Origin of the sequence: Mucilaginibacter auburnensis (assembly GCF_002797815.1) — a bacterium.
In the GTDB taxonomy this organism is placed as follows: domain Bacteria; phylum Bacteroidota; class Bacteroidia; order Sphingobacteriales; family Sphingobacteriaceae; genus Mucilaginibacter; species Mucilaginibacter auburnensis.
This window is the reverse complement of record NZ_PGFJ01000001.1, coordinates 2,330,132-2,345,549: the sequence shown is the minus strand read 5'-3', so window position 1 is coordinate 2,345,549 and position 15,418 is coordinate 2,330,132. Positions and strand designations below refer to the sequence as shown.

General features: G+C 41.1%; 13 protein-coding genes. 2 read left to right on the top strand and 11 right to left on the bottom strand.

Translation table 11 applies throughout. The annotated features are described in order from the left end of the window. Positions 1-323: 323 nt before the first annotated feature. From CLV57_RS10485 to CLV57_RS10470, 4 genes are all read right to left on the bottom strand, one after another. A complete protein-coding gene (locus tag CLV57_RS10485; RefSeq protein ID WP_100341240.1) occupies positions 324-2,585 on the bottom strand; it encodes an NADP-dependent malic enzyme in 2,262 nt (753 codons plus the stop codon). A 135-nt stretch (positions 2,586-2,720) separates the two neighbouring features. Then, entirely contained in the window at positions 2,721-3,965 is a 1,245-nt protein-coding gene (locus CLV57_RS10480; RefSeq protein WP_100341239.1) for an SGNH/GDSL hydrolase family protein, read from the bottom strand. Between the two features lie 161 nt (positions 3,966-4,126). Next, positions 4,127-4,306 carry a hypothetical protein gene (locus tag CLV57_RS10475; protein WP_100341238.1) on the bottom strand — a complete coding sequence of 60 codons (180 nt, stop codon included), beginning with the start codon at positions 4,304-4,306 and terminating at the stop codon, positions 4,127-4,129. Positions 4,307-4,356: 50 nt separating this feature from the next. Continuing rightward, complete coding sequence (locus CLV57_RS10470; protein WP_100341237.1) at positions 4,357-5,220, bottom strand: OmpA family protein; 864 nt, start codon at positions 5,218-5,220, stop codon at positions 4,357-4,359. Between the two features lie 258 nt (positions 5,221-5,478). Here CLV57_RS10470 and CLV57_RS10465 point away from each other — a divergent pair, with 258 nt between their 5' ends. Together CLV57_RS10465 and CLV57_RS10460 are read left to right on the top strand one after the other, a co-directional pair. Then, positions 5,479-6,060, top strand: coding sequence for a Crp/Fnr family transcriptional regulator (locus CLV57_RS10465; RefSeq protein WP_100341236.1), 582 nt, complete (start codon positions 5,479-5,481; stop codon positions 6,058-6,060). 67 nt (positions 6,061-6,127) lie between these two features. Continuing rightward, entirely contained in the window at positions 6,128-7,015 is an 888-nt protein-coding gene (locus CLV57_RS10460) for an SDR family oxidoreductase (RefSeq protein ID WP_100341235.1), read from the top strand. A 17-nt stretch (positions 7,016-7,032) separates the two neighbouring features. Here the strand turns inward: CLV57_RS10460 and CLV57_RS10455 are convergent, their stop codons facing one another. From CLV57_RS10455 to CLV57_RS10425, 7 genes are all read right to left on the bottom strand, one after another. After that, positions 7,033-7,806, bottom strand: a complete 774-nt coding sequence (locus CLV57_RS10455; protein ID WP_100341234.1) for a TIGR03915 family putative DNA repair protein — start codon at positions 7,804-7,806, stop codon at positions 7,033-7,035. Positions 7,807-7,808: 2 nt separating this feature from the next. Continuing rightward, on the bottom strand, positions 7,809-9,062 hold the full coding sequence (locus tag CLV57_RS10450) for a putative DNA modification/repair radical SAM protein (RefSeq protein WP_100341375.1): 1,254 nt from the start codon (positions 9,060-9,062) through the stop codon (positions 7,809-7,811). A gap of 73 nt (positions 9,063-9,135) precedes the next feature. Beyond that, entirely contained in the window at positions 9,136-10,182 is a 1,047-nt protein-coding gene (locus CLV57_RS10445; RefSeq protein WP_100341233.1) for an endonuclease/exonuclease/phosphatase family protein, read from the bottom strand. Positions 10,183-10,283: 101 nt separating this feature from the next. Beyond that, positions 10,284-10,838 (bottom strand): thioredoxin family protein, encoded by a 555-nt coding sequence (locus CLV57_RS10440; RefSeq protein WP_100341232.1) that lies wholly within the window; start codon positions 10,836-10,838, stop codon positions 10,284-10,286. A 56-nt stretch (positions 10,839-10,894) separates the two neighbouring features. Further along, the gene (locus CLV57_RS10435; protein WP_100341231.1) at positions 10,895-12,004 is read right to left on the bottom strand and encodes an alpha/beta hydrolase family protein; all 1,110 of its coding nucleotides are present in this window, start codon (positions 12,002-12,004) and stop codon (positions 10,895-10,897) included. 2 nt (positions 12,005-12,006) lie between these two features. Further along, positions 12,007-13,989, bottom strand: coding sequence for a TlpA disulfide reductase family protein (locus CLV57_RS10430; RefSeq protein ID WP_169927076.1), 1,983 nt, complete (start codon positions 13,987-13,989; stop codon positions 12,007-12,009). Between the two features lie 17 nt (positions 13,990-14,006). Further along, complete coding sequence (locus CLV57_RS10425; RefSeq protein WP_100341229.1) at positions 14,007-15,410, bottom strand: RagB/SusD family nutrient uptake outer membrane protein; 1,404 nt, start codon at positions 15,408-15,410, stop codon at positions 14,007-14,009. Positions 15,411-15,418: the final 8 nt, after the last annotated feature.

Sequence of the window (15,418 nt, the reverse complement as noted above, 5' to 3'; positions counted from 1 at the left end):
CAAACAAATATATGTTTCAACTTAAATAGTAACTTTTATTAAATTTTAATTAAATAGATGTAAAATTTTAAAATGTTTCAAAAATAGACACGTAAAAAAGTACTTAAATGTCATTATATTTAAGTATTCGCAATTAAATGATAAAAAATCCTAAATTATTAAGTATTTAAAAGTTTCATTTTATCAATTTTGCAACCACCAACAACATTAAAACTACATTAACTTCCATAATTAAACTTTAATACCAACAAAAACTCGAAATTTTACAAAAAAGGGATGACTATGCAAATAGTCATCCCTCATATCTAATTACTAAGACTTTATTAGCAGCCTTGCGCGTCAATAACTGCAATATTAACCATATTAACTATCTCGCGTACAGTGCTACCCATTTGCAAAACGTGCACTGGTTTATTCAAGCCTAATAATATTGGTCCAACCGCCTCTGCCTCTCCTAACTCCTGCAATATCTTATATGCTACGTTACCCGATTCAAGGTTGGGGAATACCAACGTATTAGCCGGAGCGTCTGTAAGAGCGCTAAATTCAAAATTTTCGGCAAGTAGCTTTGGATTGAGCGCAAAATTCACCTGCATTTCTCCGTCAATTAAAATTTCCGGATGATGCTCTTTGATAATGCGCACCACTTCGGCTGTTTTCTCAGGAATAGTTCCATCAGTTGAACCAAAATTGGAGTAGGATATCATGGCTATACGAGGCTCAACGTTAAACTTCTTTACAGCATCATTTACCAATACAGTAATATCAACCAGTTCGTCAACAGATGGCTCTTTATTTACGCTGGTATCGCCCAAAAATATAGGGCCGCGTTTGGTTAACATCATGTAAATACCTGCCACCCTTTTCACCGCCGGTTTTGTGCCGATGATGTGCAGTGCGGGTTTAATGGTCAAAGCATAATCCATAGTAATGCCCGAGATCAGCGCATCGGCATCCCCAAATTGTACCATAGATGCGCCAAAGTAATTACGGTCTAACATCAACTTATTAGCCTGTTTACGACTCATACCCTTTCGCTGTCTTTTCTTGTATAAAAACTCAGCGTACTGTTTCAGCTTATCGGTCTCTAAGGCAGGTTCAAATATTTGTACGCCTTCCAGGTCGAGGTTGTTTTCTGTAATTAGCTTTTGTATTTGCTCTTTGTTACCTAAAAGAATGGGAATGGCGGTACCTTCATCTTTTACAATTTGTGCCGCCTTTAAAATTTTATAATTATCAGCCTCTGCAAACACAACACGCTTAGGAGCTGCTTTAGCCTTGTTAGTGAGCGCGCGCAGCATAACGTTCTCCACACCCAAACGTTGGTTGAGTTCTTCTTCATACGCACTCCAATCAGTTATAACCTTACGTGCTACACCCGATGCAATAGCCGCTTTAGCCACAGCAGGCGAAACCGTGCTGATCAGCCTTGGGTCCATTGGTTTTGGAATAATATATTCATTACTGAATGCCAGGTGCTTAACATTATAAGCCTGTGTAACCGATTCGGGTACGGGCTTCTTAACCAGTTCAGCAATGGCATAAACAGCAGCGATCTTCATTTCCTCATTAATGGCAGTCGCTCTTACATCTAATGCTCCCCTAAAAATAAATGGAAAGCCCAATACATTATTTACCTGATTAGGGAAATCAGAACGTCCGGTGGCCATGATCACATCCTTGCGGGTACTCACAGCAAGGTCATAAGCTATTTCAGGATCAGGATTAGCCATGGCGAAAACGATAGGACGTTCAGCCATTGAAAGCAGCATTTCAGGGCTAAATGTGTTGGCACTTGATAAACCAATAAATACATCGGCTCCTTTAACAGCTTGGTCTAAAGTATACAGATCTGCACCGGTTGCAAATTCGGCTTTTATTGGCTCAAGCGCTTCCCTGTCTGCACGGATAACTCCTTTTCTGTCCAGCATAATAATATTCTCTTTCTGCGCGCCAACGCTCAAATAAAGGCGCGCGCATGATATAGCGGCAGCTCCGGCACCGTTAATAATGATCTTTACTTTGCTGATGTCTTTCTCCTGCAACTCGCAGGCATTGATCAATGCTGCAGATGAAATAATAGCGGTGCCATGTTGATCATCATGCATCACAGGAATATTCATTTCGGCTTTTAAGCGTCTTTCTATTTCAAAACATTCAGGCGCCTTAATATCTTCCAGGTTGATACCGCCAAAAGTAGGTTCAAGTATTTTTACGGTGTTTACAAATTCGTCAATATTTTTTGTGTTCAGCTCGAGGTCAAAAACATCTATATCGGCAAATATTTTGAACAATAAACCCTTGCCTTCCATTACAGGCTTACCCGCCTGAGCGCCAATATCGCCCAAGCCTAAAACAGCGGTTCCGTTACTTATTACAGCTACTAAATTACCTTTAGCGGTGTATTTATAAGCGTCTTCCTCATTCTCCGCTATTCGCAAGCATGGTTCGGCTACACCCGGTGAATAAGCAAGTGTAAGATCGCGCTGTGAACGGGTGGGCTTGGTGGGTATAACTTCTATTTTGCCGGGCCTGCCCATGGCATGATAGTCAAGGGCATCGGTAGTTTTTCTGTGGTCGCTCATAAAGTTTAACGGTATTGATTTAGTGGGGCGAAAAGTACAACTTTATAAGCAATTGATTAAAATTTGTTAAGAAAAGCAGCTACAAATAAAAAAGGCCCGGTAAAAGCGAGCCTGAGTTATCATTGTATAATTTTTCTACTTAAAGAGATTCAGATCAATTGATTTACCCATCATTACATACCCCTGTTCATTAGGGTGCAGATGATCATTAGCACCAGATTGAGCAGAATCCAACAACATTTCAGGATCGGCAGGGTCTCGCAGGGTTTTATCAAAATCAATAACAGCATCAAACTTACCACTGTTGCGTATCCACTCATTTACTTTTTGGCGGGCACCTTCACTGTGTTTATTATAATAGCTGTTACCTTTAAAAGCCATAATGGTAGCACCATACACCTTAATACCTTTAGCATGTGCCTGGCCTATCATTTTTTCATAAGCGGCTATCAAATCAGAAGCGGTTCTGTAAGCCATTGTGCTATCGCGCTTGCCACCCAGGTCATTTACGCCTTCATAAATAATAACCCATTTAATGCCTGCCTGGTTCAATACATCGTGCTCAAAGCGACTGAGCGCGTACGGACCTAAGCCGCCCCTCAACACTGCATTACCACCAATGCCCATGTTAAGCACACCAACATCTTTAGTAGCATTGTCTTTTAACAATTCCATTGAAAATATATCGGGCCAGCGGTTTTGCTTATTGGTGCCCGATCCCCTGCCATCGGTTATCGAATCGCCAAATGTGGCAACAGCACCGGCCTTTTTTGATTTATTTTGAACATCAATGCCTATAACAGTGTACCAATGATCAGTTTTTACAGCAGCGCTGTAATCAGTATTGGCACCTGTTTGATTTCCAGGTAATATATATGATGTAGTACGCGAACCCGGGTGTCCTGTAACAGTTTCCGAAACCTGACCGTATGCAATGGTTATGGCCACTTGCATTCGTGGGGTTAATTTGAACGAAATCTCATCCGAAGTTATTTCAACACCCGGTTCCATGGTAACTTCCTCCTTACCATTAAACATTAGCGTTTTAGTAGTACTTTCATCAATAGCGCTACCTCCTTTAGAAACAGCTATTTGTACTTTCTTTAAGGTAGTGGCAGCTTTACTAAACTCGTTTGAAAATTTAAGTCGGATTTTTTTACCGCCTATGGAAACAGCTACCAATTGCCTTATGGTATTATTAGCCAAACCGGGAGCTGGCGCCATATTATTGGGCTCAACTAACTGGCGTGCAGTACCCCACGTGCCTACCCAGCCTTTTTGAGCGGTTTGAGCAAATGTTACGTTGGTATAAATTACTGTGAAGACCAGCAGGAAGTAGCGCAAAAAAGATCGCTTAAAAGCATTAGTATTATTGAACATGGCTAATTGGTTAAAAACTTAAAAGTAATGTAAGACGTAATAAAACATGCAACATGATGTGGTATTTTTACGAAAACGAAGTAGTTTTAATGCATGTTAAAAAAACAAAAATGCCTCTCCAATTTATTGGAAAGGCATTTTTATATCAACATGGTAGTTGATCAATCTTTCTTTTTGGGAGGCTGGTGAGCGCTGTCTTTACTTGATGTTGTAAAAGACGGCTGCCCTCCTGAATTACTTATACCGCGTTGTTTTTGATCTTCACGGTGATTATTAAAACCTCTGTCGGCAGTTGGGTTGCCTTGCTTGTTCCCGTTGTTTTTAAAATCCTGTGCTTTCATAGATATTTAAATTTACGTGTTAAGCTATTCAACAGCTGTACCGAAATTAATTACTTGTTAGCAGTTTCGGGTGCTTTGCCAATCAGATCCATAAACTGATCTAACTTAGGTGTAATAATGATTTGCGTACGACGGTTTTTAATTTTACCGGCTTCTGTACTATTATCAGCAATCGGATTATACTCACCACGACCACCTGCCGTTAAACGTTTGGGATCTACGCCATAGGTATTCTGTAATGTCTGCACTACTGAAGATGCGCGCAAAGCACTCAAATCCCAATTGTTACGAATATTGGTTTGTTTGATAGGAACGTTGTCTGTATTACCCTCTATCAAAACATCATAGTCTGAGTAATCTTTAATGATTTTTGATATTTTGCTCAACGTACTGCCCGCTTGATCTGATATTTCATAGCTACCTGATTTATATAACATGTTATCGGATAATGATATATAAACCACGCCTTTAAGCACCTGCACATCAACACCCTGCATTTCTTCGCGGCTCAACGAGCGGGTTAAGTTGTTGGTCAAAACCATGTTAAGCGAATCGCTTTTGCCTTTAGCAGAAATTAACTGTTTAATGTATTTGTTTGACGAGTTGATCTCATCAACAAGTTTGGCAATGTTGGCACCGCCTTGTGTGTTGCCGGCTAAACATTTATTTAGCGCGTCTTGCAAAGAGGCAAGGTTTGAACGTTCTGATGATATTTGTTCTTCTAAACTTTTAACCCGGGTTCGTGAACCTTCCAGTTCCCGTTGCGTCAGATCGTAGCTTTTTTCCAGATCCTTTTGCTTTTGTTGCAGGTTATCATAGTTGGTTTGAAGCGCAGCATATTGTTTTTTACTTACACAGCTTTGTGTTAAAGCTGCCGCTGCAAATAATGCGGCAAATAATATCTTATTTTTCATAAGCTTGTTGTTAGTTAATACTCAGTCATACTATTATTTATGACACGGATTTATAACAAATACTTCAACAAAAAGTTTACAAAAGGTGTGTGATGAATAGCTTCAATACAGCAATGCTAAGCAATAATGGTACATTGATTGTTTTTAAGTCCGGCCGCAATAAACCCTTATATTTTAATTAATATGATAATAAATATGGTTAATGCACTTTCGTAATCATACAGCAACTTTTTGAAAACGGATGACTAACTTTGATCAATGACCGATGTTTTAAAAGATTACCTGCAAAATAATAGCCAGATCTGTGATAGCGATGTTAAACTGATCTGTGATCTCGCGGTTCCTCGCCAACTTCGTAAAGGCGAGTTTTTGTTAGAGCAGGGAGCAATTTGCCGGCATAAAACTTTTATTGCAAAAGGTTTACTTCGCACGTATAGCCTTACCGCCGATGGTCATGAACACATACTTCAGTTCGCTCCTGAAAATACATGGACGCTGGATGCAGAAAGTTATAACAAAACGGTGCCATCAAAATACAACATTAGCGCCGTTGAAAATAGCCGGGTATTGATGTGGGCCAAGCCTGATTTTGATCATTTACTGTTAGCGGTTCCTGCATTGAAGTTATTCTCAGACCATATTATTTCAGAAAACGTGCAAGCTACGCGAAACAGGTTGCACACTATATTAAGTGCGGGTCCGGAAGAACGGTACGAGGACTTTCTGAAAAACACCCCTCACCTGCTGCAACGGCTACCTTTAAAAATGATAGCAGCTTACCTTGGCATATCACTTAAAACGCTTAACCGCGTTAGGCAGGCCCAGTTGCAGCGTATTTGAAAATAGCGTCAAATGACTTCTTTTTTGCTTTTGTTAGTATTCACTTTTGTAATATAAATTGAAACTTATGAAAGTATTTGTAACAGGAGCCTCCGGATTTGTAGGCTCGGCAATAGTTGAAGAACTGCTTAATAACGGTCATCAGGTATTAGGCCTGGTGCGCAATGAAAAGGGTGCGGAAATGGTAGCCTCTTTAGGTGCTGAGACTTTATTGGGAGATGTTAATGATTCGGATATCATCACTAAAGGCGCTCAAACCTGCGATGCCGTGATCCATACTGCCTTTAACCATGATTTTACGCAATACAAGGCCAGCTGCGAAGCCGATAGAAAAGTGATAGGCATTTTTGCTGATGCTTTGGCCGGGACAAGTAAACCATTAGTTGTAACATCAGGTGTTGGCATTTTGCATTACAACAGGGAAGTAACCGAAATGGATGCTTTGACAGCCGGCGCTGACGTTATACCCCGCGCCGCTTCCGAAGAAGCTGCAAATGAAGCTGCGGCAAAAGGTACTGATGTGTATGTAGTAAGATTGCCCGCAAGCGTACATGATGCCGGCGATCATGGTTTTGTGCCAATGGTAATTAATATGGCCCGAGAACACGGAGCATCTGCTTATGTTGGCGATGGCAGCAATGTTTGGCCAGCCGTTCATCGTACAGATGCAGCAGCGGTTTACCGCCTCATAATCGAGCAAAAGCCTGATTTAAAAACGCTTCATCCTGTTGGTGATAAAGGAATACCATTTATTGAGATTGCAAAAGCAGTTGCTAAAGGCTTAAATCTGCCGCTGGTTAGCAAAACCGGAGATGGGGTTACCGCGCATTTTGGTTGGCTGGCACATTTTGCGGGTATAAGTTGCCTGGCATCCAGCGAGCTTACAAAGCAAACATTGGGTTGGGAGCCTAAAGGATTGGGATTATTAGCAGATGTAGAAGCAAATTATTTTTAAGAAATTACCGGCGGCGTTTATATGCCGCCGGTAGTTTTTTCTATCAAATTTTTCCAGTAGCGTTTAGGCATATGCTGAATATGGAGGCGCATATTTTTGCGGGCTTTTATATTTACCGCGCCAAAATACTTGCGCCACATATCCTGAAAAAATAGCTCCCGTTCATCAAGAATGGATGCTAACGCGTCTGAGTTTCCCGTTGCTTCCGAAAATTGCAACTGAACGTTGTTTACAGCTTCCAAATCATAATAAATACCATAACGGCGTTTGGTATCGTAGATCAGCCAGCGTTGGTCGGCATAGCGATTTTTGAAATGATTTACAATCAATGGTAACACATTGCAGTCAGGTTCTACCATCGCATAAAACAAACCATCGTTAGTTAATTTAAACCGAACAAAGGCCTTCATACGATGCGTTTCGCGATGTACAAACTTGGCGGCTTCCCGCACGTCCCGAACAGCATTATTGCTCAAGTCCTCTTCAACATTATGCTGCACAGCAAAAACATATTTTACAAAACGCCACATCACTTCTTCTACCCTTTCAATTTCAGACAGAAAAGTTTTATAAATACTTTTAACAGCGTCTGTAGATAAGCGCTGCATTAATCCGTTCAATACTCTTTTCGCTTTAACTTCATCTGTTTTTACCAAATGTGTTGAACCAAAAAGAACCGCGGCAGGTGCATCATCTTTGCTAAAAAAAACATCGCCAAATTTATATTCATAAATATCAAACACCGCTGTTAACCAGCCTTGGTAAGTGCCGTCGTAAATTAAGGTAGCCATAGTTAAAACAGCGCCATTTGCGGTGAGAAATTAGCTACATACTTGCTATTTTGCAACGTAAGTATTTGCTGTCTTATCTGTTCTGAAGTATAATCTTTATGCAAAGCAAACGGACTGCTTTTAGCCAAAAAGAATTTAGCCCGGTTGTAAGCCACGCCCATTTTTTGCAGATCTTCGGGTTGCAGATTTTTGAATTTACGGGCCGAAATTATTTTCTGCGCGCTCAATAACCCTATTCCCGGTATGCGTTTTATCAAAGCCAGATCAGCCGTATTTACATCAACCGGAAACTGATGCAGATTGCGAAGTGCCCAACCCAGTTTTGGGTCAATTTCCAGATCCAGATTAGGCAGGTCAAAGCCCACCAACTCGTTCACATTAAAACCATATAGCCGCACTAACCAATCAGCCTGGTAAAGCCTGTTCTCCCTTATCATAGGTACCGGGGTGCCAATAGCCGGTAATCGGTTATCTGTACTGATAGGTACATATCCCGAATAGTAAACTCGCCTTAAGCTCATTTTCTTATAAAAATAATTGGCCATACCCAATATTTCCATATCACTTTCGCCGGTAGCACCTATAACCATTTGCGTACTCTGCCCGGCAGGGGCAAAAGTTGGTGTGCTTTTTATGATCTTTTTCTCCTCTTTAAAACCAATTATTTCTTTCTTCAAATACTTCATTGGCTCAATTACATCTTTATGACTTTTGTCGGGAGCAACCAATTTCAGCCCTGTCTCTGTAGGCATTTCTACGTTTACGCTGAGGCGGTCGGCATATAAACCGGCTTCTTTCAACAGTTCCTCACTGGCGCCGGGAATTGCTTTTAAATGGATATAACCATTAAAATTTTCTTCAAGGCGCAGCTTTTTCGCAATACGCACCAGGCGCTCCATAGTGTAATCAGCATTGTAAAAAATGCCCGAGCTTAAAAATAAGCCCTCAATATAATTACGACGATAAAAACTAATGGTGAGATCAACCACTTCTTCTACCGTAAAAGCAGCTCGCTTAATATCATTACTCTTGCGGCTTACGCAATAGGCACAATCAAAAATGCAGTGGTTAGTTAAAAGGATTTTTAGTAATGAAACGCATCGCCCATCCTCGGTATAAGCATGGCAAATGCCGTTGCTGGCATTACCCAAACCCTTATCCTTGTTTTGCCGCTTGCTACCGCTTGATGCGCAAGAAACATCATACTTAGCGGCATCAGCCAATATCTCTAACTTCTCAAATGCTCTTTCGCTCACTTTCATCAAAAGCTAAATTACTAATATTTTTAGCAATTAAGCACTTTTGTTTAGAGATTTTAAGAGTGGAAGCTTATATTTTTTCTTTCTTTTCTTCAGCCTCTTCAATATCATCAGCATCTACCGCTAAAGGCTGTTGTTCATAAACTGCAGTTTCATCTAACTGAACACTCAGGTAGATAGGAAAATGATCTGACCCACAATTGCGCAGTCTTTTTATAGCATTCAATTTAAAGTGCGGCGAAATAAAGGCATGATCAAGCGGAAAACGCACAAAGAAATAATTGGCATGAAAAGAGTTAAAAAAACCACGCCCCCGGCGCGGGTCAAGCAAACCGCTCATTTTTAAAAACAGTTCGGTGGTATGGCTCCAGGCCACATCATTCAGATCGCCGGCCACAATAACCGGTAGCTCACTTTCATGAGCCAGATCTGCAATTAACAACAGTTCTTTGTCGCGCTCTGTTGAGCGTACATTCTCATTGGGTGTGGGCGGTGTTGGGTGCACTGCAAATAACTGCACCTGTTTGCCATTGCGCAATGTAACCTTAGTATGGATGGATGGAATTTCTTCCTCCACCAAATATTCTACATGTGTGTCAGTAAGTTCCAGTTTTGAATAAAGAAGCAGTCCGTAGGTATTTTCCAAAGGTACCCGACAATGGTAAGGGTAATTATATTCCAATTCGCGGGTTTCCAGATCCCAACGAGAGTTGGTTTCTAACAGTACCAATATATCCGGATTTACGCGTGCTATTTGTGTGAGGCAACCTCGCGAATTTTTATTGTCCTGAAAAATGTTAGCTATCATTATGCTTAGCCGGTTAGCCGGATTTCTATCCGTAGCCTTTAAAACCTGCTTAGCGCTTAAAATGGTAAACGGCCATATTAACCATAACAGATAGCAAATATTAACAAGCAGCAGGCCAGCTAATGTATATAGCCAAATTGAACTTCCATCGTAGTAAACAAATAGCAACAAAAACACTAAAGTGCTTAAAAACAGCTTTTGCAGTCGCGGATAATCAAATACACGGAACACCCAATAGTCGTTACGTATCAGCGGAAGTATACTGAAGCAAAGCAACATGCAGGTGAGTACGACGATGATAGTGTTCATGTTTCAGAACACAAGACAAAAATAAGCCACTTGTGTTTGAGCAGACATAAAAAAAGCTGCACCTTTTGTAAGATGCAGCTGATTATATTTATTTAGAACTTTTACTCTTTATTTTTAGCAAAGCGCTCGCTGATCATGGCTATTTCTTTGTCGTTGAGTTTTGAGGTTGATTTTAATATTTTGGCAAAATACGCCACCTCTTTTTCAGATGCCGGACAGCCGACATTATCACCATAAGTATCTAAACCTGCACCTGCAGGGCGTTCCTGGCTATCAGCCAAGGCTTTTCCGTTAACATCTGTAATAAACCAAAATGGCAAACCGGCTTTATCACCCTTATATTTTGTCATTAAATCTAGCGCGCCCGGGTTTTCCAGGTTTTCCTTTCCCTTGCTTTCTTGTACGGTGAGATAAACAACAACGTAGTTATCGTCAAAAAACTTTTTAAGGTTAGGTTCATTAATGGAGGCCTCCATTTTTTTGCACCAGCCGCACCATGAAGCGTGGAAAATAACCATCACCTTTTTATTTTCTTTTTTGGCCCGCGCATAGGCTTTTGTCATTATTTCATCGCTTGACGGAACAGCCGTTTGCGCAAAAGTGACCGCGGTAAAAGCCAATAGTAAAGTGAGTGACAAAAACAGGATCTTTTTCATGATGCTTGTATTTTTTAAGCAAGTTATGTAAAAGATGAGTTAAAACATAACAACAACTAAAACCGTTTTTTAACCCACTCTGAAATTGTTTGCAGGGCAATTGCAGACATTGGTTGCGTATTAGTTTTCGCCTCCTGCGTTGTGCAGGTATTGCAAGGCAAAAACAGGTGATCTACACCAGGTATCAACACCGTAGTTACATCTTTATTTAAACCCTTTGCCGGCAGTTTTTTCCAGTTTTCCAAATTTTCTTTATATGACATGATTATGTCTTTATCGCCATTAAGCGCCAATATCGGAACTGTAACTTTTGCCAACACAACCGCCGGATCATACTTAACAAAGTACCGGTACCACTGGCCGGCGGCTTGTTTTGAATAGCTATATATCGGGAACCTGAAGTGATCGTACTGAATGCCTTTTGCTTTAACCAATTCGTCATCCTGCTTTTTCCAATCCTCATAGCGTTGGTTTAAAACTTTTTCAAGATCAGCAGAGTCTGCATATTCCCTAACCGTTTTGAACATCAACGTATTAATATCATTATATCGTTTTTTGTCAAGATCTGTGAGTGCTGCTGCTGATACGAGGGCCTCGTTCTGTAAAATCAAGGCATCGTACCCGTTTACGCAAAGCCCCGCAAGCGATATTAAAAATGCGACTCTGGGCTCGCGCGACGCGGCGATGGAAATACTCGCTCCACCTTCGCTGTGACCGAGCAGGCCAATTTTATTTTTGTTGACCTCTTTGCGGGTTTGTAAATAGGCGAATGCTTCCAGCACATCATTAGCAAAGTCTCCGGTGGTTGATTGCGCATAATCACCTGTTGAACGCCCTACTCCCCTGTCATCAATCCTCAACACAACTATACCTTTACCTGATAATTCGTCGGCTATCTCCTTGAACATTTTATGTCCGGCCATTGTACCATCACGATCCTGCGCCCCCGTTCCTGATACTAATATTACAGCCGTGTGGCGTCCCGGTTGTTTAGGAACCGTTATGGTTGCCCCATAAAGTAAGCCCGTTTGCTTACCCGTAAATTCAACGCTATCTGCACTGTAAGCTAAACTTCCGGGAGTTTTATTTTGAGCATTTGCAGTAAAAAAAAACAAGCAGGCTGCCGTGCAGCCTGCTATCCTTGTAATTAACCATTTACTAAACATTATTATTCAGTTTTTTTTGCCAGTTCAATCATCTCTCCTATTTCGTCGGCTAAAGCGGTAGCACTGCCTTTGTATCCGTCTGTCAGAAACCGTAATTTTCCTTTAGCATCTATTATCAGTTTCATAGGAATACCTGAAATGGTATAGGCCTTACACATTTTTAAATACACTTCGTCATTTTGTTTGCTGCCTTTCGGCGTGTTATCAAACAGAACATTAAAAGGATAATTGTTCTCTTTCATATATTTAGTTACTGCAGCTTTATAAGCATTACCCCGCTCTTCCGTATCTACAAAGTAAAACACCACGTTGGGGTCATTTTTATAACGCTCAACAGCAAGCTTCATACCCGGGAAAGATTCTTTACAAGGCACGCACCATGTGGCCCAAAAATCAAGCACAACGGTTTTGCCACGCAGGTCACTGAACTTAACTAAGTTGCCGTTCAAATCCATCATTTGCCAATCGGGTACAGCATCATTGCGCATTATCTTTCTTATCTCTTCGCTGCTTTGAGCGCTCAGCACCGGATTTTTTAGTTTATTAAGGTAATCGTCAAAACCTGCTTCATCCTTATTATGCTTGAGGTACTCGGCCTTGAGTATTCCTATCATTTCCGGTGAGCTTTGATTTTCGTGTATGCTTTTTATAAGCACATCGTTCAGCTTTTCAAATTGCCCGCTTTTATTCAACAGTAATGCATAGTTATTATTGATAAAGGCCTTTTTGTAATGGGTATAATCTTCGGCACGCTCTGCTAACTTCAATGCTTCCTGATAGTTGCCTGTGCTTGTTAATATATCTATATGTATAGGCAAAACACTGTTCTGAATATATTTCTCGCACTGATCACTCCATTCCTCGGGAGATAAATACCAGCCTTCCGGTTGTGGCGTATTTTTAATTTCCTCAATTCGTTTTGCCAGTTTTACGGCATAAGGTAATAGTTTCTCATCCGGGATGTCCTTGCGCTTATGCGGTATCTCAATTACCTTGTAGTAAAGATTAATAAGCGTGGCTAATGGTAACTGATTAACATAACGATCAAGTACAGTGTAGTCGCCTTTTGCTACTGATAAAAGAATAGCCGCTTGATAAACGTTGCCATATTTTACACCATTCTGCTCGTCAAATTCAGCATTTGTAGTAGTGGGAAATTCTTCCAGAAACTTTGAGCTTAACTTTTGCATCATGTCTTGGTCGCGTGTAGCAGTGAAAACTTTGTAAGCATTTAGCCTTGCTATACTGCCTTTAGGATAACGCTCGAGTAACACCGCATCTAACGAGTCTGCCGATGCTTTGCGTTTTAACACTTGCAAATAAATTTGGCGTACACGCAACATATTGTCTTCTCCACTTTCTTTGGTGAGGTAAGCAATCACGCGTTGTAAACGAGGTAGCGCCACATCGCCCTGATAAGCATAAGTGGCTTTTGAAAAAGGAACGGCTATTTTAGTGCCTGCTTCTTTTGAATGCCAGCTTATTTCATTATTCATCCAGTAATAAAAAGCGGTATCACTAATGGCCAGGTTTTTATAATAACCAGGAATACCATATCCACGGTTTTGCGACCGTAAAAAACCCCATCCGGCATAAGCTCCCGGTGCATTTACACTGGGATGCTCAGGATCAATGGTCATAAAGGCATAACCTTTTTCATTATTTGTATCTGTACTATCCCCTCCTTTAAACTTGAAAGCAACTAAACCACACTGCTTATCTAAAGTAACACTTGCTTTATATTGGTTACCAACCTGATGCAAATGCACATCGCTTGCCTTCCAGGCATAATTACTATAACTATAAACAACAGCTTTTACCAGCTTTTGGCCCTCAAGCGGTGTCCCTTCAGGATCATAAGTGATCTGAACCGTTTCTCCGGGTTTAGGGCGTTGAGGTTCAAACACAAAGTTCTTTTCCTGAGCTTTTATTGTACTGCATAGCGCAAGCATTGCTCCCAACAGCCCGTATCTTATTTTTAACATCATTGCAGTTATTTGAATCAAGGATTTTGTTGTATTTCAGGATTAAGTTGTATCTGATACGGGGGTATACGAAACACATAACGATCACTGGTTGGCTCCAGCGTATACGTTACGTTAGCATACGTACGGGTGTAAGTTTTTTGAAAAGCGGGGTCCTGTTTTAAGCGGCGCTGATCCCACCACCGCAACATGCGGCAGAAAAACTCCCTGTGGCGCTCATCAATAACCTGACTTAAGGCTTCTGCTTGTGTGGTGGCCGTTAAAGGGGTATAATCAGCCGGTTTGAAGCGTTTTTGGCGCAGTCTGTTCACCCAAAGCATAGCGTTTGCAACATCATTAGTGCGGGCGTAATACTCCGCTTTTATCAGCATCATTTCAGGCACATTAGGGCCAATGTTACGCGCTTCGCCAATAGAACGGTCACGCGTAAAAAATCTGCCTCCCGCCGCTACATATTGAGTAGAAATAACCGAAGGGTCTGATGTGAACAAGGTATAACGTTGGTCTTTAGTGCCTAATAATGCCAACAGATCGCTACTTAACCTCATGGCTGTTGTTGTAAAGGCGCTAATGCCATTATAAGCAACTTTTGAAAGTAATATTTCCGGGTCACTACGTCTGATAGGATAAGTTGTGGTATTAACAACCGTAATAGCTCCCAGATCATTTAGTGTATTGGCAATTGCCAAAGCGCTATCAGCATAGGTATTTGCAGCCGCATAATTATTCATGTACAGATAACAGCGTGCCAGTTCGCCATAAGCAGATACTTTTGATGGCTGTGTGTTAAATGTCTGCCTCGGCGCAAGGCTGGGAATGGCTTGTTTCAGATCTTTAATGATCTGGTCGTACACAGTTTGTGACGACGGCCTAACTAACGACTGTTGTGTAGTTTGCACAAGTACCATTGGAACACCCAGGTCACTGCCCGCAGTGCTTGCATTATAAGGCTTGGCATAGGTGTTCATCAGCATAAGGTAAGCATCTGCCCGGTGTACTAATGCTTCACCTATTAACGCCGCTTTATCTTTTTCAGAACCACCTGTACTGGTTGGTACCTCGCCTATAACGGTGTTAGCGTAGGCAATGCTATTGTACATAGCATTCCAGTTATTATCTGTTTGATAGGTGCCTAATGGATAAATATCAGTTTGCCATGTATAGGCCGCGCGCCAGTAACGGTAAAAGTCAGATGACTGGTTGCTTTGTTGTGTGCTACCGTTTACAATTTCAACATCGTCTGATGAAAGGTCGCCTATTTGCGGCCCCACCTCAAAGGCGTTGGAATTATTGAGTATTAAACGATAGTTATTTATATCTCCGGGCACTAATTGTCCCTGCGTTTTTATCTCTACATACTTGCGGCATGAAGCTAAAGAAACTGAAAAAAGAATAGCTGCTGCGATATATCTAAATTTCATGATGCTGT

Bases quoted from the DNA above. Each gene is read 5' to 3' on its own strand.
- CLV57_RS10485 (WP_100341240.1), bottom strand. From the start codon at position 2,585: ATGAGCGACCACAGAAAAACTACCGATGCCCTTGACTATCATGCCATG.
- CLV57_RS10480 (WP_100341239.1), bottom strand. From the start codon at position 3,965: ATGTTCAATAATACTAATGCTTTTAAGCGATCTTTTTTGCGCTACTTC.
- CLV57_RS10475 (WP_100341238.1), bottom strand. From the start codon at position 4,306: ATGAAAGCACAGGATTTTAAAAACAACGGGAACAAGCAAGGCAACCCA.
- CLV57_RS10470 (WP_100341237.1), bottom strand. From the start codon at position 5,220: ATGAAAAATAAGATATTATTTGCCGCATTATTTGCAGCGGCAGCTTTA.
- CLV57_RS10465 (WP_100341236.1), top strand. From the start codon at position 5,479: ATGACCGATGTTTTAAAAGATTACCTGCAAAATAATAGCCAGATCTGT.
- CLV57_RS10460 (WP_100341235.1), top strand. From the start codon at position 6,128: ATGAAAGTATTTGTAACAGGAGCCTCCGGATTTGTAGGCTCGGCAATA.
- CLV57_RS10455 (WP_100341234.1), bottom strand. From the start codon at position 7,806: ATGGCTACCTTAATTTACGACGGCACTTACCAAGGCTGGTTAACAGCG.
- CLV57_RS10445 (WP_100341233.1), bottom strand. From the start codon at position 10,182: ATGAACACTATCATCGTCGTACTCACCTGCATGTTGCTTTGCTTCAGT.
- CLV57_RS10440 (WP_100341232.1), bottom strand. From the start codon at position 10,838: ATGAAAAAGATCCTGTTTTTGTCACTCACTTTACTATTGGCTTTTACC.
- CLV57_RS10435 (WP_100341231.1), bottom strand. From the start codon at position 12,004: ATGTTTAGTAAATGGTTAATTACAAGGATAGCAGGCTGCACGGCAGCC.
- CLV57_RS10430 (WP_169927076.1), bottom strand. From the start codon at position 13,989: ATGTTAAAAATAAGATACGGGCTGTTGGGAGCAATGCTTGCGCTATGC.
- CLV57_RS10425 (WP_100341229.1), bottom strand. From the start codon at position 15,410: ATGAAATTTAGATATATCGCAGCAGCTATTCTTTTTTCAGTTTCTTTA.